Consider the following 22,809-nt stretch of genomic DNA (forward strand, 5'->3'; position numbering starts at 1 on the left):
GATGACCAAGATCAAATCCATCCGCACACGGGTCTGGAACTGGACCGGGCCGACCGTGCCGCCGCAGGGGAACTTCTGCACCAACGCCTCGGACGCGCTGTGGATCAAGGGCGATGCGATGGCGTCCTTCCGGTTTCACCAGTGGCTGACCTGCGAGGTGGAAGCAGAGGATGGCACTATCGGTATCGGCAACGCGGCCCTCGCCCCCACGGTGGTGAAACAGGCGATTGACGACTGGTACGCGCCACTGGTCATTGGCGAGGATCCGTTTGACTACGCCTATCTTTGGGAAAAGATGTACCGCCGGACCCATGCCTGGGGCCGCAAAGGGATCGGGATGACCGCCATCTCCGCCATCGACATCGCCATCTGGGACCTGATGGGCAAACTGGTGGGAAAGCCTGTCTTCAAACTGCTGGGCGGGCGCACGAAGGAAAAAATCCCGGTCTACTACTCCAAACTCTACGCGGACAGCGTCGAGGCGATGCAGCGCGAGGCCGAAGAGGCGGCGCGCCACGGCTATCAGGCCTTCAAATCCCGCTTTGGTTTCGGGCCGAAAGATGGCATGGCGGGGATGCGCGAGAACCTCAAGCGCGTGGAAGCGCTGCGCGAGGTACTGGGCTATGACGTCGATCTGATGCTCGAGTGCTACATGGGCTGGAACCTCGATTATGCCAAGCGGATGCTGCCGAAGCTCGCCCAATACGAGCCGCGCTGGCTGGAGGAGCCGGTCATTGCAGACGATGTGGCAGGCTACGCGGAGCTCAACGCCATGGGGATCGTGCCGATCTCTGGTGGCGAGCATGAGTTCAGCATCATGGGCTGCAACGAGCTTATTCAGCGCAAGGCCGTGAGCGTGCTGCAATACGACACCAACCGCGTGGGCGGTATCACGGCGGCACAGAAGATCAACGCGATTGCCGAGGCAGCCCAGATCCCAGTGATCCCCCACGCGGGTCAGATGCACAATTATCACCTGACCATGGCCAACGCGAACTGCCCGATCAGCGAGTATTTCCCCGTCTTCGACGTGGAAGTGGGCAACGAGCTTTTCTACTATATCTTCGAGGGCGACGCCGAGGCGCAAGACGGCTATCTGCAGCTCAGCGACGATACACCGGGGCTGGGCATTTCCATCACCGACAAACATCTGGACCACTTCGAGATCACCGAATGACACAAGACCGCCGCGCCCCGGACCTGACCCGGGGCCTCCTGCCAGCCGCCGCCAGAGGCCCCGGGTCAGGTCCGGGGCGCGTTGCGTGTCCGACAAACGGAGGAACCCCATGACCACCTACTCCGGCATCTGGCCCGTAGCACCCACGCCCTTTCATGACGATGGCAGCCTCGATCTGGAGGGGATAAAGCGCGTGCTCGATTGCCTCATCGATCAGGGCGCGGACGGCATTTGCGTGCTCGCCAATTTCTCAGAACAGTTCCTGATCTCGGACGCGGAGCGCGAGACGTTGGCCCGGCTCAGCGTGGAGCATGTGGCGGGCCGGGTGCCCGTCATCGTCACCATCAGCCACTACGCCACGCAGATCGCGGTGGAACGCGCGCGCTTTGCCAAGGATCTGGGTGCGGACATCGTGATGATGATGCCGCCCTATCACGGGGCGCTGCTCAAAGGCACGCCGGAGCAGAGCTTCGAGCAGTTCGCCGCCGTGGGCGAGGTGGGCATCCCCATCATGGTGCAGGACGCACCGCTCTCCGGTGTCGATCTGCCCGTGCCGCTCCTGGTGCGCATGGCGTGTGAGATCGAGGCGGTGAAGCTCTTCAAGATCGAATGCCCGCGCGCGGCGAACAAGATCCGCGCGCTGATCGAGGCTGGCGGCGACGCCATCGAAGCGCCTTTCGACGGGGAGGAGGCGATCACCCTCTTGGCCGATCTGGATGCAGGCGCCACAGGCTCCATGACCAGCGGCATGATCGTCGATCAGATCAAGCCGGTGATCACGAAACACCATTCGGGTGACGTGGAGGGTGCAACAGAGGCCTACGGCCGCGTCGCCATGGCCATCAACCACGAGAACCGGCAATGCGGCTGGCAGTCCTGCAAGGCGGCGATGGTGGAGGGCGGTGTGATCGCATCGGAATTCTGCCGCCATCCCATTCCGCCCTTGCATCCCGCGATCCGCGCGCGGCTGATAGACCTGTTGCGCCCGCTGGATCCGCTGGTGCTGAGATGGGGAAAGTGAGATGAGCGAGCCTGCCTGGACCAATGAGTTGCGCGCGTTTGTGGAGCTGAAGCCGCGCCAGTCTCTGGCGACGGAGGCGGCAGACCACCTGCGCGAATTCATCATGCTGGGCAAGCTGGCACCGGGCATGCCGGTGCGCGAACGCGATCTGGCGGAGGCCTTCGGGATCAGCCGCACCCCGCTGAAAGAAGCGCTGCGCATCCTCGAAGGCGAGGGGCTCATCGTCTACGGCCCCACCCGGCGGCCCAGCGTCGCCGATCCCTCGCTCTCCGAGATCAACGACTGGCTGCGGGTGCAGGGCGCGCTGGAGGCCTTGGCGGGTGAGCTTGCCTGCGATCTGGCGAGCGACGCGCAGCTGGCGGAGATCGAGCGGATCAACACCTCCATCAAGGAAGCGCGCGACACCCAAGGGCAGCTGGAAGCCTTCCGCGCCGACATGCGGTTTCACGAGGCCATCGTCGCGGCCTCCGGCAATGCCGCGCTGCGCGAGACCCATGCGAGCTACAACGCCCGGCTCTGGCGGGTGCGGTTTCTCTCCTCCCAGCGGGTCGCGAGCCGGGAGGCCACGCGACAGGAGCATCTGGACATCGTGGAGGCGCTGAAGGCGCGCGATGCCCGCGCCGCCCGCCGCGCGCTGCAAAACCACTTGCGCACCGCCGAGGCGAATATCGCCGCGGCCCGCGCCGAGACAGATGAGGAGACCCCCTGATGCGTCCCAGACTTGCGATCGTGCCCGGCGATCCTTCCGGCATCGGGCCGGAGTTGATCGCTAAGCTCCTGCAGGAAGACGGCGTGCAGGAGGCGGCGGACATCTTGCTGGTGGGCGATGCGCATCTGTGGCGGCGCGGGGCCGCGCAGGCAGGCGCGGAGATCACGCTCAACACGATTGATGAAAAGCAAGCGGGCAGCTTTACCGGTCTCGCGCACCTCGACCTCGCCACCATCGCGCCCGAGGAAGTGCAAATCGCCGAAGTTACCGTTGCCGGTGGCACCACTTCGCTGCGCTGTCTCGACAAGGCCTTGGATCTGGCACAGGCGGGCGTGGTCGATGGCGTGCTGTTCGCGCCGTTCAACAAGGCCGCGATGACCGCCGCCGGGCTGAATGCCGAGGACGAACACCGCTACATGGCGCGCTATCTCGGGTTCGAGGGCTATCATTCCGAGATCAACGTGCTCGATGATCTGATGACCACGCGGGTGACGAGCCATATCGGGCTGAAAGACGTGGCGGCCAGCATCGACGCCCCCGGCATCGAGCGCGCGGTGGAGTTGGCCCACGTGGCGCTGGCCCAGTCGGGCAAGACCCGGCCTCATGTAGCCGTCGCCGCCCTCAACCCCCACGCCGGAGATAACGGCAAATTCGGGCGGGAAGAGATCGACGTGATCGAACCCGTGGTGAAGGCGTTCCAGGACCGGCAGATGAATGTGACCGGGCCTTGGCCGTCGGACACCGTCTTCCTCAAGGCCAAGCGCGGCGAGGTCGATGCGGTGGTAACCATGTATCACGACCAAGGGCAGATCGCGATCAAGCTGATGGGGTTCGAGCGCGGCGTGACGATCGCGGGCGGTCTGCCGATCCCGGTGGCGACACCCGCCCATGGCACCGCCTTCGACATCGCAGGGCGGGGCATTGCCAATGTGAGCGCCACGCGACAGGCCTTTGAACTGCTGGTCCGCATGGCGAGTAACGCGCGGGCCGCGGCCTGAGCGCGGCAAACCCACATTAACGAGCAGGATCTGACACATGAGCTTCACTCCCCACGGTAAAAACCTGATCGCGGGCCACTGGGTCGCGACGGACCGCAGCTTTATCTCCGCGCCTGCGCATGGTTCGGCCCATAGTTTCAGCACCGGGACGGCCGCGTTGGTCACTGAGGCCTGCGAGGCGGCGGAGGCGGCTTTTGCCACGCTTGGGCAGAGCACGGCGGAGGCCCGGGCCGCACTCCTCAACGTCATCGCCGATGAGATTGAGGCGCGCGGCGAGGCCATCACCGAGATCGGCACGCAGGAGACTGGCCTGCCGGGGGCAAGGCTACAGGGAGAACGCGGGCGCACGACGGGGCAGCTGCGGCTCTTTGCCGAGCACATACTTAAGGGCGACTACCTCGACCGCCGTCAAGATTCCGCACTGCCCGACCGCGCGCCGTTGCCGCGCCCGGATCTGAAGATGATCCAACGACCGATTGGTCCCGTTGCGGTCTTCGGGGCCTCGAACTTCCCGCTGGCCTTTTCGACCGCGGGCGGTGACACGGCCGCCGCCTTTGCGGCGGGGTGCCCCGTCGTGGTCAAGGCCCACGCGGCGCATCCCGGTACGGGTGAGATCATTGCGGAAGCGATCCATGCGGCAGTGGAGAAGACGGGCATGCCCGCGGGCACGTTCAGCTTCATCCACGACGACGGTCATGAGATCGGGGCAGCCCTGGTACAACATCCCCTGATCCGCGCCGTGGGCTTTACCGGCTCGCTGGCCGGGGGCCGTGCGCTCTTTGATCTCTGTGCCGCGCGGCCCGCGCCTATTCCCTTCTTCGGCGAGCTGGGCTCCATCAATCCCATGTTTCTGTTGCCCGAAGCGGCAGCGACACGCGGCGCTGACATCGGCGCGGGCTGGGCCGGATCGCTCACCATGGGCGCGGGCCAGTTCTGCACCAACCCGGGGATCGCTGTCGTCTTGCCTGGCGCGGAGAGTTTCATCACCGCAGCCGAGGCCGCGCTGAAAGACGCAGGCCCCCAGACCATGCTGACTGACGGGATTGCCGACGCCTACCAACGGGGTCTTGCCCGCGTGTCCGGCGGCTCGGGCGTCAGCGAATTGGCCGGCGGCACGGGAGAGGCGCGCAAGGCGACCCCCGCGCTCTACCGGGTGTCGGCGACGGACTGGCTCGGCAACCATGATCTGCAGGAAGAGGTCTTTGGCCCCATGGGTATCGTGGTCGAGGCCGAGACGCCCGAACAGATGGCCGAGATCGCGCGCGCCATTGAGGGGCAGCTGACGGTGACGCTGCACATGGAGCCCGGGGATACAGATCACGCGAAAACACTGATGCCGCTGATCGAGCGGAAGGCAGGCCGCATTCTGGTTAACGGCTTTCCGACCGGTGTCGAGGTCGCAGATACGATGGTGCATGGCGGGCCATACCCTGCGTCCACGAACTTCGGCGCGACCTCCGTGGGAACGCTCGCGATCCGCCGGTTCCTGCGGCCAGTGTGTTACCAGAACCTGCCGGACGCGCTCTTGCCGGAAGGGTTTTGAGGAGGCAGCAAGTGTGGTCCCGACCTGAGACATCTGACAGTAACGCTAAAGCGCCGTTCCGAGGGGTGGCGCACTCGCGCCGCCCGTTTTGCCAAAGGCAAACCTCCGGTTTGACGGGGGCGGAACGGCGCGGCGCAACAGTGTCTGTTGCGCGGGTGCTTTGCGCGGGGCGGGCTGTCTCAGGCCGCGGCTTGCGCCCACCGCGCGCGGATCTGCAGCAGCACGATCGGGGCAAGCAGCGCAATCCCCGCCACCAGCGTCAGCACACCCGGCGCGATGAAGAGCGGTGAGACGAGGGCGATCCAGTACCGTTCCAGCTTGCCCAGAGGTGCGATGAAGTACCCGGAGAAGGCAACGCCCAGCGTGGCGATCCCCATCATGGCACCGGCCAGCGTGACTGCAAAGGCTGTCCAGGTGAAACCCTCTGCCACCAGCAGGAGTGCGGGGGAATAGACGAAGACAAAAGGCACCAGCGCCTTGGCGATCCCCAGACGGAACGCCGTGTTGCCGGTCTTGAACGGGTTGGATCCCGCGATCCCGGCGGCGGCATAGGCGGCGAGTGCCACGGGCGGTGTGATGTCCGCCAGAACCCCGTAGTAAAAGACGAAGAAATGCGCGACCAGCGGCTCGACACCGAGCATCTGGAACGCGCCGGCGGTGACCGAGACCAAAATGATATAGGTAGCCGTGGTTGGGACGCCCGCCCCCATGACGATGCAGGCAATGGCGACCAGCACGAGCGAGAAGAACAGCGCCCATTGCTGCAGGTCGAAGACGTTGAACACCGGCAGCGCGGAGACCACCGCGGCAAAATCATTCGCCGTCGTGATGACGATCGCACCGATCCGGAAGCCCGAGCCCGACAGGGTGATCACGCCCACGATGATGCCGACGCAAGCCGCAGCGGTCCCGATGGCGATGGTGTTGCGCGCGCCGGTTGCGAGTGCGTCCCACAGGGCCCGCGGCGTCAGCCTGTCGTTTGGCTTCAGAAAACCGACGACGATACAGGCGATGATCGCGTAAACGCCCGCATAGTCCGGTGTCCTCCCTGAGAAGATCGAATAGATCAGCACGAAGAGCGGGATGATCGCCATCCAATGCTCCTTGAGCACCAGCACCACCTGCGGCAGCTCTTCGGTGCGCAGACCGCGCAGGCCGAGCTTCTTCGCCTCCAGATGCACCATGATGAAGATGCCGAAGTAGTGCAGCAGCGCAGGAAAAAGCGCTGCAGCGAGAATGTCACGCAGAGGGATGTTCAGATAGTCCACCATGATGAAGGCCGCGGCCCCCATCACCGGCGGCGTGATCTGCCCGCCGGTGGAGGCGGTCGCCTCGACGGCGCCCGAAAAATGCGGCGGGTAGCCCACCTTTTTCATCGCCGGGATCGTCAGTGACCCGGTGGTCACCGTGTTGGCGATGGAGGAGCCGGAGATCGACCCCATGAAGGCCGACGCGCAGATCGCGACCTTGGCCGGACCGCCGGAGTAACGCCCCGCCAGTGCGGTGGCCATGTCGATGAAGAGCGCGCCCAGACCGATGCGCGTGGCCAGCACCCCGAAGACAACGAAGAGAAAGACGTATTTGGCCATCGCGCCAATGGCGATACCATAGATGCCCTGCGCGCCGTAGATCCCGTCGACAAACCCTTCCCAGGATACGCCAGCATGGATGAGCGGGCCCGGTGCGTAGCGCCCGAAAATCGCATAGAGCACGAAGATCAGCGCGATGGCGGGCAGGGTCGGACCGATGGAGCGGCGCGCGGCTTCCAGTGTGAAGAGCAGCACAACCGAGCCCATGAAGGTGTCCATGGCGTTCGGGTTGCCCGCGCGCGCGGCGGCCACATCCAGCGGCAACAGCGGCAGATACATCGCCGCAGCCACGGCCAGAATGGCAAAAACGATGTCGATAAGGCTCACACCGTCGAACCGGTACCACCGGTCCGGGGGCATGTCGGTGCTCGGACTGCGGCGCCAGGAAAACAGCAAAAAGGTCAGGCCGAGCACAAAAGAGAGGTGCACACCGAACCGCATGAGCTCGTTCGCGGTGCCGAAACCGGCCTGGTACACGTGATAGAGAGTCATGGCCACGAGGGCGGTGGTGATGACAGCCCCGATCCGCGGACCGGTGGGCCGGAAAGCAGACTCGGCGTCATACTTTCTCTCAATGGCTGCGAGCTCTTCCTTGCTCAGTTCCCGGTCGCTCATCAGCCCCTCACCGTTTTAAGTCAGTGTTTGTATTGGCAGGGGGCCAGCGCATCTGCCAGCCCCCTGCATGTCTGTTACTCGATCAGACCGGCTTCGCGGTAGAACCGTTCCGCGCCGGGGTGCAGCGGCACGCCGAGCCCGCTCAGCGCCGTCTCCGGCGTGATGGACTGCCCTTTTGCGTGACCGACGTCCAGGAGTTTGCGGGATTCGTCGTTCCAAAGCGCTTTGGTGATCTGGTAGACCAGCTCTTCGTCTTCGTTCACGGAGGTGAACCACTGCGCGCCCACCGACACGGTCGAGACCGCATCGACACCTTCATAGGTCCCTGCCGGAATGTCGGACTGCGAAAAGAAGCCGAATTTGTCGGTCAGCGCATCCGCACCCGCGCCGTCAATGGGCACCAGTTTGATGTCCGCGGCGGACGCCAGCTCCACGACTGCGCCAGTGGGGTAGCCCGCCACGGCAAAGAACGCGTCGATCTTGCCGTTGCGCAGGGCTTCGGCTGCCGCGTTGCCTTTCAGCGCTTCGGCGGAGACATCGTCGATGCTCAGGCCATTGGCCTCCAGGATCAGGTTGGCGTCAACGAAGGTGCCGGAGCCGGGCTCGTCCAGCGACACGGTCTTGCCTGCCAGATCGGCCACCGAATTGATGCCGCTATCCGCGAGTGCGACGAGGTGAATGTGTTCCTCGAACAGCGCCGCGATGGTGCGCAGGTCGGTCGCGGGCTCTTCGCCTTCGCGGGTGCCGGTGCCCGTGTAGGCCCAGTAGGCGACGTCAGACTGTGCAAAGCCGGAGTTTCTCAGGCCTGACAGGATGGCGTTGATATTGTCGACCGATCCCCGAGACGAGACGGCGGAGGCGATCAGCCCCTCCACACCGCAGGAGCCGCCTTCGCCGCATTCGCGCGATCCTGGTGGTTTGGAAATCGCATTCGCGATCACACCGCCGACAGGGTAGTAGGTAAAGGCTGTACCGCCCGTCCCGATGGTAAAGAACTTGATGTCCTGAGCCGCTGCCCCGCCCGCGAGGCCCAGTGCCACCGCGGCGCCGATCACAGCCGTTTTGAGTTTAGAGATCATGCGATCCTCCCTTTGTTGTTATGGTCCCCGTTTCATCTTCCTGATCGGGACCTTTGATGATGAAAGCGCGGTTTGGCGCTCATGGCAGGCGGTTGACGAGAGTGCTCCAGTGATGCTTTCCCACAAGGATACGCCCCGGCCTGATCACGCCATCCGCCCTACTGCGCCCGACCGTCCTATTGATCGGCGCGGTTTACAAGCGATATTGCGCCGTTGCGGGCGTTTTGAGGGTGGGCGATGAGGCGCCAGCTTTTACCGGGTGGCAATCAGGACCAGAACGGCGATGCCCAGAATGGCGGATGTGGCCTGCCAAAATCGCAGGGGATGGCGCTCCAGCAAGGCCCTTTGGCCCAGCGGGCGGCTGCCCGTGGGCGGGACCCTGAGTGCTGTCTCAAGCTCTGACAGGACGGGGAAGCGTTTGGTGTGGTCCGGGTGCGTTGCGCGCCGCAGCACATCATCAATCCAGTATGGCAGGCTGCCCGTACCATCGACGGCCGGCGCATAGGTCAGCCGCGCCCGGTCTCGTCTGGTGCTGACCCGCGCCGCCTGTGCCCCGAAGGGCAACCTGCCCGTCAGCATTTCGTAGATCGTCACGCCCAGCGAGAACTGATCGGAGTAGGAACCGGCGGGATCCCCGACAAAGTACTCCGGTGCGGTATATTGCACGGTGCCCAGAATGGGCGCGGGCTGCGATTGGTGTGCTTCGTCCACGCCCAGCACCCGGACCGACCCGAGGTCGATGATCTTCACGTGCCCCGCTTTGTCGATCATCAGGTTCTCTGGCCGGAAATCCTGATGCAGCATGTCGCGGCGATGAAGTGCGCGCAGACCGCGGATCATCTGTGTTGCGATATCGCGCACCTCCTCGATTTGGGGAGTGTCCCTGTCGCGCATCCATTGCCGGAGGGTCTGGCCTTCGATGAACTCGGTCACAACATAAAGCCCGGAGCGCACCTCCGGCGCGTCGGCAGCGGCCACGACGTGAGGCGAGTTCACCCGCCGGGCGATCCATTCCTCCATCTGAAAGAGCCGAACCAACGCCGGGCTGGACGCGGTCTCAGTCGCTGGCATCTTGAGCGCGACCCGTTGGCCGCCCGGTCCCCGCGCCAGAAAGATATGGCTGCGGTTGTTGCTGTGGATCTGTCGGAGGATGTCAAAACCGTCTAGCGTATCGCCCGGTTCCGGCAGCGGCAGGATCTTTGGCGGCATGTCCGGCTCAACCGGCGCGCTGGCCCCTTCGGGCACTGCATCCACCCGCACGATCTGGATGGTCAGATTGTCCCGACTGCCTGCGGCGAGGGCACGGGCCACGATCTCGGCGGCGGCGTGATCCAGCGTTTCGGCGCTTTGGAGGATCTGCGCGACGTCCTCCGGCGCCCAGTGATCGTGCACGCCATCGGTGGTCATCAGATAGACATCGCCCGCCCGCAGGGTCAGGGCCCGGTAGTCCACGGCCACATCGCGGTCCAGCCCTATCGCCCGGCTGAGTTGGCTGCTCGTGCCCGACAGGCGCGTCACGTGGTCCAGCGTCAGAGGCTCGGGCGGGCCGTCGCGGGGCATCCGCCAGATCCGGCTGTCGCCCACGTGGAACAGATGTGCCCGCTGTCCTTTGAGGATCAGCGCGGCGAGGGTGCAGATGTGCCCGTGATCCGGGCTGTCGTGCAGCGCGCGGCGGTTGATCCCGTGCAGCCAGGCATTGGTGGCGGAGATGACGGTACGCGCGGCGGTCTTGACCTCCCAGGTATCGGAGGTGTCGTAATAGTCGCTCAGAAAACCCTTGATCGTCGCCTCTGCGGCCTCGCGGCTGCGCGGACTGGTGGAGATCCCATCCGCAACGGCCAAGGCGACACCCTTCAGACGCAGCGCCTGGCCCGAGGGGACGACGGCACCGACCGCGTCCTGATTTTCGGCCTTCACCCCGGCGGAGGACGACCGGCCGACGCTGACGGCAAGCGTTTCCGTGTCTCGGGCATCTTTGGGCATCGGGGCGCGTCTCTTTGACCGGGTGGTGGATGGGGTCTGTCAGTCAGCCGCGCGAGATACGTCCCGCGCGGCTGTAGGATTTTGAGCCGGGTTTACTCGCCGGGGACGGCTGCGTCGGCGTTTGGCAGCCGGGAGGGGCTGGTTTTGTAGTATGTGGCGTAGAGCATCGCGCCCACAAAGGTCAGCCCGCCGACCAGATTGCCCACGACCGTGGGGATCTCATTGTACATCAGATAATCGCCCCAGGTGAAATCGGCCCCCAGCAGCAGCCCGATGGGAAACAGGAACATGTTCACGATCGAGTGCTCGAACCCCATGTAGAAGAAGATCAGGATCGGCATCCACATGGCGATGACCTTGCCCGGCACCGAGGTGGAGACCATCGCCGCCACGACACCGGTGGACACCATCCAGTTGCACATGACCGCGCGGATAAAGAGGGTCAGCATGCCGCCGCCCCCCGCCTCGGCGTATCCCACCGTTCGGGAGTGTCCGATGTCCATGAGTTTCTGCCCTACCGCATTCGGCTCCAGCGTGAAGCCCATGGTCAGTGTGATCGCGATGAAGACGGCGGTGGTCATGGCACCGGCAAAGTTGCCGACAAAGACCAGCCCCCAGTTGCGCCAGAGCGCTTTCATGTCCACGCCGGGGCGTTTGTCGATCACGGCGAGCGGGACAAGGGTGAAGACACCCGTCAGAAGATCGTATCCCAGAAGGTACAGGGTGCAGAAGCCGACCGGAAACAGCAGCGCGCCAATGATGAAGTGGCCGGTGTTCACCGCCACGGTGACGGCAAAGGCAGCGGCCAGAGCGAGGATCGCACCGGCCATGTAGGAGCGGATGAGCGTATCTTTGGTGGACATCAGTGCTTTTTTCGCACCGGCATCGACCATTTGAGCCGAAAACTCGGCTGGGGTGACATAAGACATCGGAAGCCTTTCGTGAGGAAGAAACAGCCCGCTGGGTGCAGCCGAGAGGCGGCACGGCGTATCAGGCATTGGGATTGAGAGCGGTGCAGCGCCGTTGCTGCTCTTCATGCCGGGATGACTTTCATCCACACCCCAAATGGGATCACGGCTCGCGTCGTCGATGACGTGGACTCAGCCAACGCCCGGCAGACGGCGTGTGTCAACACCACAGTCACAGGTTGTATCGACAGAATGGAATAAACCGCCCCATCACCCTGCCAAAGGGTAAAATTTGGGCAGTTGAGTGGGCTCACGTGGTGTCCGGGTGTCGAATGGCCGGAACAATCCGGTTTGAAGAGCCGCGGGATGGCACGATATCACCGCCAAGCGGGTCGCGATGGCACCATTTGTCCGCTCAATCGCTCAAAGAGCGGGCACTCCCGAGGCTCTTTGTCCCATGGCTGCATTCTTTGGGCGGCGGCGTTTGACTTTTGCCGATTCTCCCGTTCTGAGTGCAGTCAGCGCTCAACGATGAGCGTGCGCGGCACTACGCATGCCGACCAAATCGCGGGCGACGCTGCCTGTCATCCAAACATACCACCACCGCTTGTCGCGCGTCCCTCTGACGGTCGCCCCGGGCAGTGAATTGTAGGAGAGATGTCAGATGAGCGGATCCGGCCCGGGTTTTAATCGCGAACAGCAGGAATATCTGATCAGCGTTCTGTCGGGGCTGAACCTTCACAAGGCGTTGCAGCCAGCCGGAACCGCCGCCGCAGCCGAGCCGCCGACGGTCTACGGCACGCCGCTTGAGGATCTGTGCAAGGAAGAGATCGCCAAGCTGGACATGCACCCCGTTGACATGTGGCGCCAGGTCGAGGCGTGGGAAGCCGCGGGGCATCTCGCTGCCGGGCTCGATCAGTTCCTGCTGAGACACCTTGGGTTCTTCAACGTGGAACCCGCAAGCCCCGGTTACATGATGCGCTTGCGCTGCCCGGCCAATGTGCTGCGCGGCGATCAGGCGGAAGTTCTGGGCCAGGTGGCCGAAGAGCTGGCGGGCGGGTACGCGCATGTGACGACCCGTGGCAGCCTGCAACTGCGGGAGATCCAACCCGGGAACATCATCCCGATCGTGGAGCGATTGCAGGAGGTTGGGCTGACCCCTCATGGCACGGGTGCGGATTCCGCGCGCAATCTGACCTGCTCTCCGATCGCGGGTGTGGATCCGGCGGAGCTTATCGACATGAGGCCCATGGCCAAACGGCTCAGCCTGCGGATCCTGCGGACCAAGGAACTGCAAGGCATCCCCCGCAAGTTCAACATCTCCTTTGACGGCGGTGGGAGGCTGTCCTGCGTCTCGGACACCAATGACATCTGCTTTCAGGCAGTATCGGTTCCGGCCAATGATCTGGGGTTTGAGCCGGGCGTCTGGTGCCGGATCGCTCTGGGTGGCATCACCGGGCACAAGGATTTCGCCCGCGACACGGGGCTCGTCTGCACGCCAGCGCAGGCCGTCGACGTTGCCGAAGCGATGATGCGCGTCTTTGTGGAACACGGCGATCGGACCAACCGCGGCAAGGCGCGGCTCAAGTATCTGCTCGACCGGCAGGGGTTTGACTGGTTCTGCGCGCGCACGGCAGAGGTGCTTGCGGGCTTCGGCACGGGTGTCGAACTGCGCGCCCTGCCGCCGGGGATCGAAGCGCCGCGGGCACCCATTGATCGGCAAGGTCACATCGGCGCGCATCCCCAGCGACAGGCGGGGCTGAACTATCTGGGCGTGGCCCTTGAGCTTGGCCGGCTGTCATCAGATCAGCTTAAGGGTCTTGGACAGATCGCCGCACGCCACGGCAGCAATGACCTGCGTCTGACCGTTTGGCAAAACCCCTTGATCCTTGGCGTGCCGGACGACAGGCTGGAGACCGTGGAGGCCAAGATTGCCGCGCTCGGGCTGACCACGCGGGCGACCGCCTTTGCCGCGGGTGCCGTGGCCTGCACTGGCAAATGGGCCTGCAAGCTGGGGCTGGCCTACACAAAGCAGGACGCGCTGGCGATCGTGCGCCATCTTGAGGCGCGCTATACGCTCGACAGCCCGATAAACATTCACCTCACGGGCTGCCCGAATTCCTGCGCGCAGCACTATATCGGCGACATCGGGCTGGTGGGCACCACCGCGCCCGGTGGGGGCGAGGGGTATAACATCGTCCTCGGCGGCGGCTCCGATCAGGATCAGGGCCTCGCCCGTCCGCTCTGCGGCCCGGTTCCGGCGGCAGATGTCACCGCGGTGGTCGAGCATATGGTCGGCCATTATCTTGACGCGCGCGCGTCCGATCAGACCTTTCTGGAATTTGTCCGCAGTCTGCCGGATGAGGCGCTGAGCGTGCTCGTTCCGGCTGAATTCGCCACGGCTGCCTGACCCTCTCGGAGATCCTCAATGACCGTACAAGATCCGAACATCCTCGAAAATCTCGCCACTGCGATTGGTCAGACCCATGGTGCGGCACCCGCGAGTTTCATTGCCGAGGACGCACCTTTTGACGAAGCGCAGCGCCACTGGCTGAATGGTCTGCTGAGCGGGCTGCACGCGATCGCCAGTTCTGCCGCCGCTGAGGCCGCGCCGCAGGTGGGCACGGCGCTCACCGTCCTCTATGGTTCGCAGTCCGGCAACGCCGAGGCGCTGTCCAAAGACCTGCGCAAGTATTCCAAGACCCAAGGGTTCGAACCCAGTGTCTCCGCGCTCGATGACATCACGGTGGCGGATTTGGCCGCGCTGTCACATGTGTTGATTATCGCCTCGACTTTCGGAGAAGGCGAGCCCGCCGATAATGCCGCGAAGTTCCACAAAGCGCTGATGGCCGATGATGCGCCGACCTTGCCCGCCAGCCTGACCTACAGCGTCTGCGGACTGGGCGATTCCAGCTATGCAGAGTTCAACAAGGCTGCGCGGGACATTGATGCGCGGCTGGCCGAACTGGGTGCCACGCGCGCGGCAGATCTGATGACCTGTGACGTGGATTTCGAGGATGACTATGCCCTGTGGAAACAGGCCGCATTTGAAAGCGCGGCCTTCAAATCTGCCGCAGGCACAGCCTCTGCGCCCGAGCCTGCCGCGGCAGCCCCCGGTTTTGACAAGAACCACCCCTTCATGGCGACGCTGATGGCGGCAGATCGGCTCAGCGGGGAGGCTTCGGCCAAATGTGTGAACCATATCGAGCTTTCGCTGGCGGGCGGAGGCGCGGATCTCGACTATGCGGTGGGGGATGCGTTGGGCGTCTGGCCGCTGAACTGCGCCGATGAGGTCGCGGCGATCCTCGCGGCCTGCGGATTTACGGGCAAGGAAACGGTCGAGTTGAAGTTTGGCCCGGTGCGCTTGCGCCCGGCGTTGCTGACCAGGCTGGATCTGAGCACGGTGACTCCCAAAACGCTGCAGGCCTGGGGGCTGGAGGCCACGGAGCCGGACGCACAGGTGATCGACATTCTGTCATCGGGCGAGGTGACGCTGGACCCCCAGACGCTGGTGAACGGGTTGCGCGCGTTGCAACCGCGGCTCTACTCGATTTCCTCCAGCCCCAAGGCGCACCCGGGCGAGGTGCATCTGACCGTGGGTGAGGTCCGCTATGATCTGCAGGGCAGCCCGCGCAAGGGCGTGGCGTCGACCTACCTGGGCGACAGGCTGGCCGAGGGCGGCACCATTGGGGTCTATGTCCAGAAATCCGCGCATTTCCATCTGCCCGAGGACGACGCGGTGCCCCTGATCATGATCGGGCCCGGGACAGGCATCGCGCCGTTCCGCGCCTTTCTCGAAGAGCGTGAGGCCCGGGGGGCCGAGGGCTGCAACTGGCTCTTTTTCGGGGATCAGCACGCGGACTGCGATTATCTCTACCGGGGGCAGATCGAGGGCTGGGAGGAGAGCGGGCTTCTGACCCGTAAGAGTCTCGCGTGGTCGCGCGACACGGTCGAGAAGGTATATGTTCAGACGCTCCTGCAAAACGACGGGGCAGAGGTATTCGCGTGGCTGGAGCAGGGTGCGGCGATCTATGTCTGCGGTGACGCAAGCCGGATGGCCGCAGACGTGGATCGCGCGCTGCACGAGATCGTGGTGGCCCACGGCGGCAAGACAGAAGACGAGGCAGCGGCTTACATGGATCAGCTCGTGGCCCTGCACCGCTATCAGCGCGACGTGTACTGAACGGCCCGGCCCAAACGTCTCGGCTATCCCCCGCGCTGGAGTGAGGCAAAGCCGGTACGGCCACGCATCCGCTCGTGGATCTGCTGCATGAACTGCAGAGATCCGGCGCAAAATGGCAGTTGCGCATCGACCCGTTGATCGCAAGCCGAGGCGGTGTTGCGCTGGCCGCACGTGCGTCCGCCCGTCCCGTCCATGCATCTTGAAGCGGTGCCGGAATGCGGTGGGTTGTTTCATGACCGCTTTTACGTACCTTTGTGATCGTGCATCTGATCCATCCCATCCTTCGCAACCTGCATGTCGGCCTTTGCCGAGGTACCCAACCCAGCGATGGATGCTACCGCCGACGCAATGACCGACAACAAAGGACGACCTCATGAATAAACTTGTACTGACGGGCGCTGCGGGGCGGCTTGGATCGCACTTGCGCGGACCGCTGTCTCGCATGTGTGACGTGTTCGTCTCGTCCGATATTGCGGAGGGGGTGGAGGACCTCGCACCGAACGAGACCTATGTGAAAGCTGATATCACGGATCTCGACGCGATGGTCGATTTGCTTGAGGGCGCCGATATGGTGGTGCATTTCGGTGCCATCGGGGACGAGGCACCGATGGCGGAGCTTTGGGGTCCGAACTTCTACGGCGCCTACACGGTCTGGGAAGCCGCCTACCGCAACAAGCTGCGGCGAGTTGTCTATGCCTCGTCCATTCACGCGGTCGGCATGCACAAAAAGACTGACTGCATCGGCATTGATGCCCCCCACAAGCCCGATACGTTCTACGGTCTGGCCAAGTGCTTTGCTGAAGATCTCGCCTCCCTCTACTGGGACAAGCGCGGCATCGAAGCGGTCTGCATGCGCATCCTCTCCTGCGCGCAGGTGTCAAACAGCCGGGCCGTTGGCAGCTGGCTGTCTTACGGTGACCTGATCCACCTGGTCGAACGAGCGATCAGCACGCCGATTACCGGCTTCAGTGTTGTCTACGGTGTATCCAACAACGACCGCGCGCCTGTGGACAATTCCAAGGCCCGGCATCTGGGGTACCATCCCAAGGACAACGCGGAGACGTTCGCGGCTGAGATATACGCTCAGGATGGCCCGCTGGACCCACGAGACCCCGGCAACACCCACCACGGCGGCCCTTTTGCGGCGGTCGAACTTGGCCACAGCGGCGTGGCGCATTTGAACCTCAAGGCGGATGACACGACATAGCAGTGACCTGTGAGGGGGCGCATCGACCAGCGCAGCGTGGCTTGATAGGGTGTCGGGCTTGCCTGAAGCCTTGATCACGATCACGCCCGTTCCCCACTTGTAGAGGACGACCATGGCACTGCCCGATACATTGTTGACCCGCTTGATTGAGGTCGTGAAGGAAAACGACCTTCGCGGACGGTTTGTGATGCTGGGTCGGCAACGTTGGGTGGGGACGCGAAAGGGAACTGCTGCCAAGCTGTTTCAGCAAGCCCTCGAAACTTATTTGCCCGGCGTCAGCGAAGAGGATCTCAGGAACCCGGATGACATCTATAGCGAGCGGTTTTTCGAAGTTCTGGGCTTTTCGCCGGTCGAGTCCTTGGACTACTCCGACTTTGAAGGGGCCTCCATTATCCAGGATCTGACAAAGGATGTGCCCGATACCCTCCGGGGGCAATTCGACGTGGTCTACGACGGCGGCACCTGCGAACACATCTTCGATCTGCCCAAAGCTTACCGGAACATTCACGCGTTGCTGAAACCCGGGGGCGTGCTGATCGGCCATTCACCCTGTAACAACTGGATCAACCACGCTTTTTACCAGATCAGCCCGGAGATGGTCTACGGTCATTGGGAAAAGGCGATGGGGTACGCGGTTTTGGAGCTCTCCCTCCAGCCACTTCTGCCGAACTTCGCGGATTGGGTCGCGCGGACGACAAACCCCAATGTGACGGGCAAGCGGCCCAGGATAAAAGGCAAGCTGCCGAAACACTCGCCGATTATCCTGACATATGCCGTTCGAAAGCCGCTTGTGGGCCGGGCAGGTGGTTCGGGGACCTATCAGACGGACTACGTCGGGAAATGGACCTCCGATGCGTGATCCTGTCGCCGGTTCGCCTCTGACCGCAGGTGTCAGACAAGGCGCAGATCACCGATGCCTGAGGACGGTTTGTCGCGGCCGGGCGCGACACTGGATGGTCGCGACGCGGGCCTCGGCAGGCTTGTAATCGGGCGGCGCGACCGTTATGTGCCTGACATTCGCGAGTGAGGAACCCACGTCATGGCCACGACCAATCCCCTTCAGTTCATTCAGCAGGTCCGTGCGGAAGTAGCCAAGGTCGTTTGGCCCACCCGGCGCGAGGTCATGCTAACCACCGTCATGGTCTTTATCATGGCGGCGCTGACGGCGGTGTTCTTTGCGACGGTGGACATCATCATCAGATGGGGTCTGCAGAACGTGCTGAGCCTCTTTGGCTAGCGCGGGCTGAGGCTGCCGGAAAATCCGTCAGGCCCCTTGAAACCTTGGCGCTTGCGGAGTATTCGGCAACCCTGATCCACGACAGGGCGTGCGGCGATTCGCGTTGCGCGCCGTTTTTTGTCCAGGGTCTGACGGCTAAACACTTGACGAATAATAGTCTTTCGGCGCCGTGATGCGCGAAATGTGACACAGGACGAGGATCGAGGATCAATGGCAAAACGGTGGTATTCGGTCAGTGTCCTGTCGAACTTCGAAAAGAAGATCGCAGAGCAAATCCGCACCTCCGTGGAAGAACAGGGGCTCGAAGACCAGATCGACGAGGTGCTGGTCCCCACCGAAGAGGTGATCGAGGTCCGGCGCGGCAAAAAGGTAACGGCCGAGCGCCGTTTCATGCCCGGCTACGTGCTGGTGCATATGGAGATGTCGGACAAGGGCTATCACCTGATCAACTCGATCAACCGCGTCACCGGTTTTCTGGGCCCGCAGGGTCGCCCGATGCCGATGCGCGACGCCGAGGTGAACGCGATTCTGAACCGGGTTCAGGAAGGTGAAGAAGCGCCGCGCACGCTGATCCACTTTGAAGTGGGCGAGAAGGTCAAGGTCGCCGACGGTCCGTTCGAGGATTTCGACGGCATGATCGAGGAAGTGGACGACGACAACCAGCGCCTGAAGGTGTCTGTGTCGATCTTTGGCCGGGAAACCCCGGTCGAGCTGGAATTCACGCAGGTCAATAAACAGACCTGACGTGCAAAGGCGTGGGAGGCGAGGGTGCCGCGGCATCCGGACCGGACCACGACAACAAGAGCGGCCTTGAAGAGGCTGCGGATAAACCTGATCCGGCGCGCCGGAAAGGGGTTGGAAAAGGAGAAGGCCAATGGCCAAGAAACTCGTTGGCAGCATGAAGCTGCAGGTGCCTGCGGGCCAGGCGAACCCGTCCCCCCCCGTGGGGCCGGCGCTCGGTCAGCGCGGTATCAACATCATGGAATTCTGCAAGGCGTTCAACGCCAAGACGGCAGACATGGAGCAAGGCGCCCCTTGCCCGACCGTGATCACTTATTATCAGGACAAGTCCTTTACCATGGACATCAAGACGCCGCCTGCGTCTTACTACCTGAAAAAGGCCGCCAAGCTGAAGTCCGGTGCCAAGACGCCGTCGCGCGAAGTGGTCGGTCACGTGACCACCAAGCAGGTGCGCGAGATCGCCGAAGCGAAGATGAAGGATCTCAACGCCAATTCCGTCGAGGCGGCGATGAAGATCATCCTGGGCTCCGCCCGCTCCATGGGCATTGAGGTGAAGTAAGATGGCAAAGCTTGGAAAAAGAGCCCGCGCGGCACGTGAAGCCTTTGCTGGCAAAGAGAATGTGACCGTTGAAGAGGCCGTGTCGCTGATCAAGGCGAACTCGGGCGTCAAATTCGACGAGACCATCGAGATCGCCATGAACTTGGGCGTTGACCCGCGGCACGCGGACCAGATGGTGCGCGGCGTTGTCGGCCTGCCCAACGGCACCGGCAAGACCGTGCGCGTTGCGGTCTTTGCCCGTGGTCCCAAGGCCGAAGAGGCCGAAAAGGCCGGTGCGGACATCGTTGGCGCCGAGGATCTGATGGAAACCGTGCAGTCGGGCAAAATCGAATTCGACCGCTGCATCGCCACGCCCGACATGATGCCAATCGTGGGCCGTCTGGGCAAGGTGCTCGGCCCTCGTAACCTGATGCCGAACCCCAAGGTGGGCACGGTGACCATGGACGTCGAGGCCGCCGTCAAGGCTGCCAAGGGCGGTGAGGTCCAGTTCAAGGCGGAAAAGGGCGGTGTCGTGCACGCAGGCGTCGGCAAGCTGTCCTTTGACGAGGCCAAACTGGTCGAAAACATCCGCGCCTTCGTCGGTGCGGTGTCCAAGGCCAAGCCGAGCGGGTCGAAAGGCACCTACATGAAGAAAATCGCGCTGAGCTCCACCATGGGCCCGGGCGTGAGCGTGTCGGTGGATAACGCGGTCACCGAGTAGTCCAACCTTCTCTTGGATTTTTAAGGAGGGCGCTGCGTGGTCAGCGCCCTTTTTGCTTGTTTTGCGATGTGCTCTCCATCGCCAGCGCCGGTTGGCTTCATTCCAACTGACTGTCTTAATATCACTCCGAGCCTTTACGACGGCAGCGGACGTTTCAGGATTGGTAACCCTTTGCCGCTAAACGCAGGTCGCACCAATGGAAGAAGGTTCGTCTGATGCCGGCAAAGCGCGCTCCCTATCCGTACGTTGAACCAAAGGCGACGCGTAAACAGCGTCAGGAAATCGAAGTTGTCGCAAACCAGAGGGCGCGTGATTGGGGGTTTCAAATTGGGGCGCCGTTGGATGCAGTCTGCAAAAAAGCCGGGGTAGATATCGAGTATTCCCGTCGCCCGAACGAGATACTACTGGAAGTTCCACTTGAAAAGCGACCGGTGATTTGGTTGCCGCACGCAGCGCGCAAAAAAGACGATCGCGTGACTGTAACAACAGCGTTGGGCCATTGGGCTTTGCATGTTGAAAACACGCGTGAAGAGCACCAAGGCTGTGGCATACAAGCCTTATACAAGCCCGACAGGAGTGACGCACTCGATGAAGCACAAGTATTCAGTCTGGCGTTTTTGATGCCGAGCCAGGAGTTTGTCGAAACATGGCAACAAGGAAGTTCGCAAGCTGTTGCAGAGCGTTTCGATGTTCCCACTAAAATTGCTTACTTGCGGGCACAGAGTCTCGAACTCGGCGACTGTTCGTGATCGAGCCCGTTCGCCCGTAAGGGTGGTCGGTGCTTGCGTTGAGTAAACTGGGGTGACTTCTATATCCCATAAGGCGGTCGCGTGGTGCATTTGTGCCCTACCCGGTCCAAGTCGGCCCCCCCCCTTGGCAATCGGGCGCTGAGCAACTATATACCTGCATTGAACCAGCGTGGGATTCGTCCTGTAACGGTTCACTTCGTCCAAGACGGTGGGTTGTGCTTGCACTGTAATTCCTGCCTGAGACGGGAACAGGAATGTCTCTCCAGATGCTCAATCGTAGAGCCTCTGGCGGTTCTGGCCCGCTCATTTCGAGGACCAAAACTGCCGGAGCGATCCGGTGTAAACTGAGCCGGGGCCCCCAAAGCCCCATGACCTGGAGAAAACTGTGGATAGAGCACAAAAAGAACAGCTGGTCGATGAACTCGGCCAGATCTTTGAAAGCTCTGGCGTCGTCGTGGTCAGCCACTACGCCGGTCTGACAGTTGCTGAAATGCAGGACCTGCGCGCCAAAGCACGCGAAGCGGGCGGGTCTGTGCGTGTTGCCAAGAACAGGCTCGCCAAGATCGCCCTTGAGGGGAAGCCATGCGCAAGCATCGCTGGGCTCCTCACGGGTATGACCGTTCTGACCTATTCTGAGGATCCCGTGGCTGCGGCCAAGGTTGCTCAGGACTTCGCCAAGGGGAATGACAAGTTCGTCATTCTCGGCGGTGCCATGGGTGAGAACGCGTTGGACGTCGCCGGTGTCGAAGCCGTGTCCAAAATGCCATCGCGCGAGGAGCTTATCTCCACCATCGCGGGCATGTTGGGCGCACCAGCATCGAACATCGCCGGGGCCATTGGCGCACCTGCAAGCAACATCGCCTCCATCTTGTCCACCATCGAGGACAAGGCGGCCGCTTGAAGCAACGTCACATCGGCGTCGGGCCCTGCGCACGACGTTGGAACACACATACTGTAAACGGAAAGAGCTAAAACATGGCTGATCTGAAAAAACTGGCAGAAGAGATCGTTGGTCTGACCCTGCTGGAAGCACAAGAACTGAAAACAATCCTCAAGGACGAATACGGCATCGAGCCCGCCGCTGGCGGCGCTGTGATGATGGCGGGTCCTGCGGACGGCGCTGGCGCCGCTGAGGAAGAGAAGTCGGAATTCGACGTTGTCCTGAAAAACGCGGGCGCCTCCAAGATCAACGTGATCAAGGAAGTCCGCGGCATCACCGGCCTGGGCCTGAAAGAAGCCAAAGACCTGGTCGAAGCCGGTGGCAAGATCAAGGAAGGCGTCGACAAAGCCGAAGCCGAAGAAGTCAAAGCCAAGCTGGAAGCAGCCGGCGCCGAGGTCGAACTGGCCTAAGCAACACGCTTTTACGAACAGAAAGGCGCTCCGGAAACGGGGCGCCTTTTTCGTGCTATCGCTGGCCGTCTTTCTATAGCAGCGAATAAGCTTTACCTCTGCTTATAGTTCCAGCGGCAGGCCCGCGTTCGCCCCCCCCCCGTCACGCCGTAGGCGTGCCAAGCAAGACGGCTGGCGCATCCCATGCCCACCCCTGCGGATGCGCACCGCCCAGAAAGGATGCTCTGGATACTTGCGACAAGCGATAGGTCAGCAAATGGCTTCGGCCCACGGCTCCTTGTGGGAGGCAGGCTGAGGACTGTCTAAGGGAAGGGGAAAGACCAGGGTGGGCGGCCGCCCGAATGCCGATGGAACCGATCCGGCATGTGTCCAGATCGAATGCGACGGAAATTCCATCACCTGACGGAGGCGATCCCTCGGCACGCTTGTCATGCGCGTTTCGGGATCACGTGTTGCAACGG

Annotated in this window: 20 protein-coding genes; 16 read left to right on the forward strand and 4 right to left on the reverse strand. The window is 62.8% G+C overall.

What is annotated here, in order from left to right:
• Position 1: 1 nt before the first annotated feature.
• From Q1A53_RS16195 to Q1A53_RS16215, 5 genes are all read left to right on the forward strand, one after another.
• Positions 2-1,177 (forward strand): L-rhamnonate dehydratase, encoded by a 1,176-nt coding sequence (locus Q1A53_RS16195; protein ID WP_299968679.1) that lies wholly within the window; start codon positions 2-4, stop codon positions 1,175-1,177.
• Between the two features lie 109 nt (positions 1,178-1,286).
• Complete coding sequence (locus Q1A53_RS16200) at positions 1,287-2,198, forward strand: dihydrodipicolinate synthase family protein (protein ID WP_299968680.1); 912 nt, start codon at positions 1,287-1,289, stop codon at positions 2,196-2,198.
• A 1-nt stretch (position 2,199) separates the two neighbouring features.
• A complete protein-coding gene (locus tag Q1A53_RS16205) occupies positions 2,200-2,907 on the forward strand; it encodes a GntR family transcriptional regulator (protein WP_299968681.1) in 708 nt (235 codons plus the stop codon).
• On the forward strand, positions 2,907-3,905 hold the full coding sequence (locus tag Q1A53_RS16210; RefSeq protein ID WP_299968682.1) for a 4-hydroxythreonine-4-phosphate dehydrogenase PdxA: 999 nt from the start codon (positions 2,907-2,909) through the stop codon (positions 3,903-3,905). The genes Q1A53_RS16205 and Q1A53_RS16210 overlap by 1 nt, the downstream gene beginning before the upstream one ends.
• Positions 3,906-3,942: 37 nt before the next feature.
• Positions 3,943-5,448, forward strand: a complete 1,506-nt coding sequence (locus Q1A53_RS16215) for an aldehyde dehydrogenase (NADP(+)) (RefSeq protein ID WP_299968683.1) — start codon at positions 3,943-3,945, stop codon at positions 5,446-5,448.
• A gap of 179 nt (positions 5,449-5,627) precedes the next feature.
• Here Q1A53_RS16215 and Q1A53_RS16220 read toward each other — a convergent pair whose 3' ends face one another.
• From Q1A53_RS16220 to Q1A53_RS16235, 4 genes are all read right to left on the reverse strand, one after another.
• Positions 5,628-7,652, reverse strand: coding sequence for a TRAP transporter permease (locus tag Q1A53_RS16220; protein ID WP_299968684.1), 2,025 nt, complete (start codon positions 7,650-7,652; stop codon positions 5,628-5,630).
• A gap of 74 nt (positions 7,653-7,726) precedes the next feature.
• Positions 7,727-8,731: a TAXI family TRAP transporter solute-binding subunit gene (locus Q1A53_RS16225; RefSeq protein WP_299968685.1), complete on the reverse strand. Its 1,005-nt coding sequence runs from the start codon at positions 8,729-8,731 to the stop codon at positions 7,727-7,729.
• Positions 8,732-8,983: 252 nt separating this feature from the next.
• Positions 8,984-10,714 carry a bifunctional protein-serine/threonine kinase/phosphatase gene (locus tag Q1A53_RS16230; protein WP_299968686.1) on the reverse strand — a complete coding sequence of 577 codons (1,731 nt, stop codon included), beginning with the start codon at positions 10,712-10,714 and terminating at the stop codon, positions 8,984-8,986.
• Between the two features lie 92 nt (positions 10,715-10,806).
• Positions 10,807-11,643, reverse strand: a complete 837-nt coding sequence (locus Q1A53_RS16235; RefSeq protein WP_299968687.1) for a formate/nitrite transporter family protein — start codon at positions 11,641-11,643, stop codon at positions 10,807-10,809.
• Positions 11,644-12,286: 643 nt separating this feature from the next.
• Here Q1A53_RS16235 and Q1A53_RS16240 point away from each other — a divergent pair.
• The 11 genes from Q1A53_RS16240 to rplL all read left to right on the forward strand — a co-directional run bounded on the left by Q1A53_RS16240 (position 12,287) and on the right by rplL (position 22,348).
• Complete coding sequence (locus tag Q1A53_RS16240; RefSeq protein ID WP_299968688.1) at positions 12,287-14,032, forward strand: NirA family protein; 1,746 nt, start codon at positions 12,287-12,289, stop codon at positions 14,030-14,032.
• A gap of 18 nt (positions 14,033-14,050) precedes the next feature.
• Positions 14,051-15,805: a flavodoxin domain-containing protein gene (locus Q1A53_RS16245; RefSeq protein ID WP_299968689.1), complete on the forward strand. Its 1,755-nt coding sequence runs from the start codon at positions 14,051-14,053 to the stop codon at positions 15,803-15,805.
• Positions 15,806-16,178: 373 nt separating this feature from the next.
• Positions 16,179-17,012 (forward strand): NAD(P)-dependent oxidoreductase, encoded by an 834-nt coding sequence (locus tag Q1A53_RS16250; protein ID WP_299968690.1) that lies wholly within the window; start codon positions 16,179-16,181, stop codon positions 17,010-17,012.
• 112 nt (positions 17,013-17,124) lie between these two features.
• Positions 17,125-17,871, forward strand: coding sequence for a class I SAM-dependent methyltransferase (locus tag Q1A53_RS16255; protein WP_299968691.1), 747 nt, complete (start codon positions 17,125-17,127; stop codon positions 17,869-17,871).
• A gap of 180 nt (positions 17,872-18,051) precedes the next feature.
• Positions 18,052-18,249: a preprotein translocase subunit SecE gene (gene secE, locus Q1A53_RS16260; RefSeq protein WP_299968692.1), complete on the forward strand. Its 198-nt coding sequence runs from the start codon at positions 18,052-18,054 to the stop codon at positions 18,247-18,249.
• Positions 18,250-18,459: 210 nt separating this feature from the next.
• Positions 18,460-18,993: a transcription termination/antitermination protein NusG gene (gene nusG, locus Q1A53_RS16265; protein ID WP_299968693.1), complete on the forward strand. Its 534-nt coding sequence runs from the start codon at positions 18,460-18,462 to the stop codon at positions 18,991-18,993.
• A gap of 130 nt (positions 18,994-19,123) precedes the next feature.
• Positions 19,124-19,549: a 50S ribosomal protein L11 gene (gene rplK / locus Q1A53_RS16270; RefSeq protein ID WP_299968694.1), complete on the forward strand. Its 426-nt coding sequence runs from the start codon at positions 19,124-19,126 to the stop codon at positions 19,547-19,549.
• 1 nt (position 19,550) lies between these two features.
• Positions 19,551-20,249, forward strand: coding sequence for a 50S ribosomal protein L1 (gene rplA, locus Q1A53_RS16275; RefSeq protein WP_299968695.1), 699 nt, complete (start codon positions 19,551-19,553; stop codon positions 20,247-20,249).
• A 215-nt stretch (positions 20,250-20,464) separates the two neighbouring features.
• A complete protein-coding gene (locus Q1A53_RS16280) occupies positions 20,465-20,998 on the forward strand; it encodes an ImmA/IrrE family metallo-endopeptidase (protein WP_299968696.1) in 534 nt (177 codons plus the stop codon).
• Between the two features lie 385 nt (positions 20,999-21,383).
• Complete coding sequence (gene rplJ / locus Q1A53_RS16285; protein WP_299968697.1) at positions 21,384-21,899, forward strand: 50S ribosomal protein L10; 516 nt, start codon at positions 21,384-21,386, stop codon at positions 21,897-21,899.
• Between the two features lie 74 nt (positions 21,900-21,973).
• Positions 21,974-22,348 carry a 50S ribosomal protein L7/L12 gene (gene rplL / locus Q1A53_RS16290; RefSeq protein WP_299968698.1) on the forward strand — a complete coding sequence of 125 codons (375 nt, stop codon included), beginning with the start codon at positions 21,974-21,976 and terminating at the stop codon, positions 22,346-22,348.
• Positions 22,349-22,809 lie beyond the last annotated feature (461 nt).

The sequence above is a fragment of the uncultured Roseobacter sp. genome, from assembly GCF_947496515.1.
Classification (GTDB): Bacteria; Pseudomonadota; Alphaproteobacteria; order Rhodobacterales; family Rhodobacteraceae; genus Roseobacter.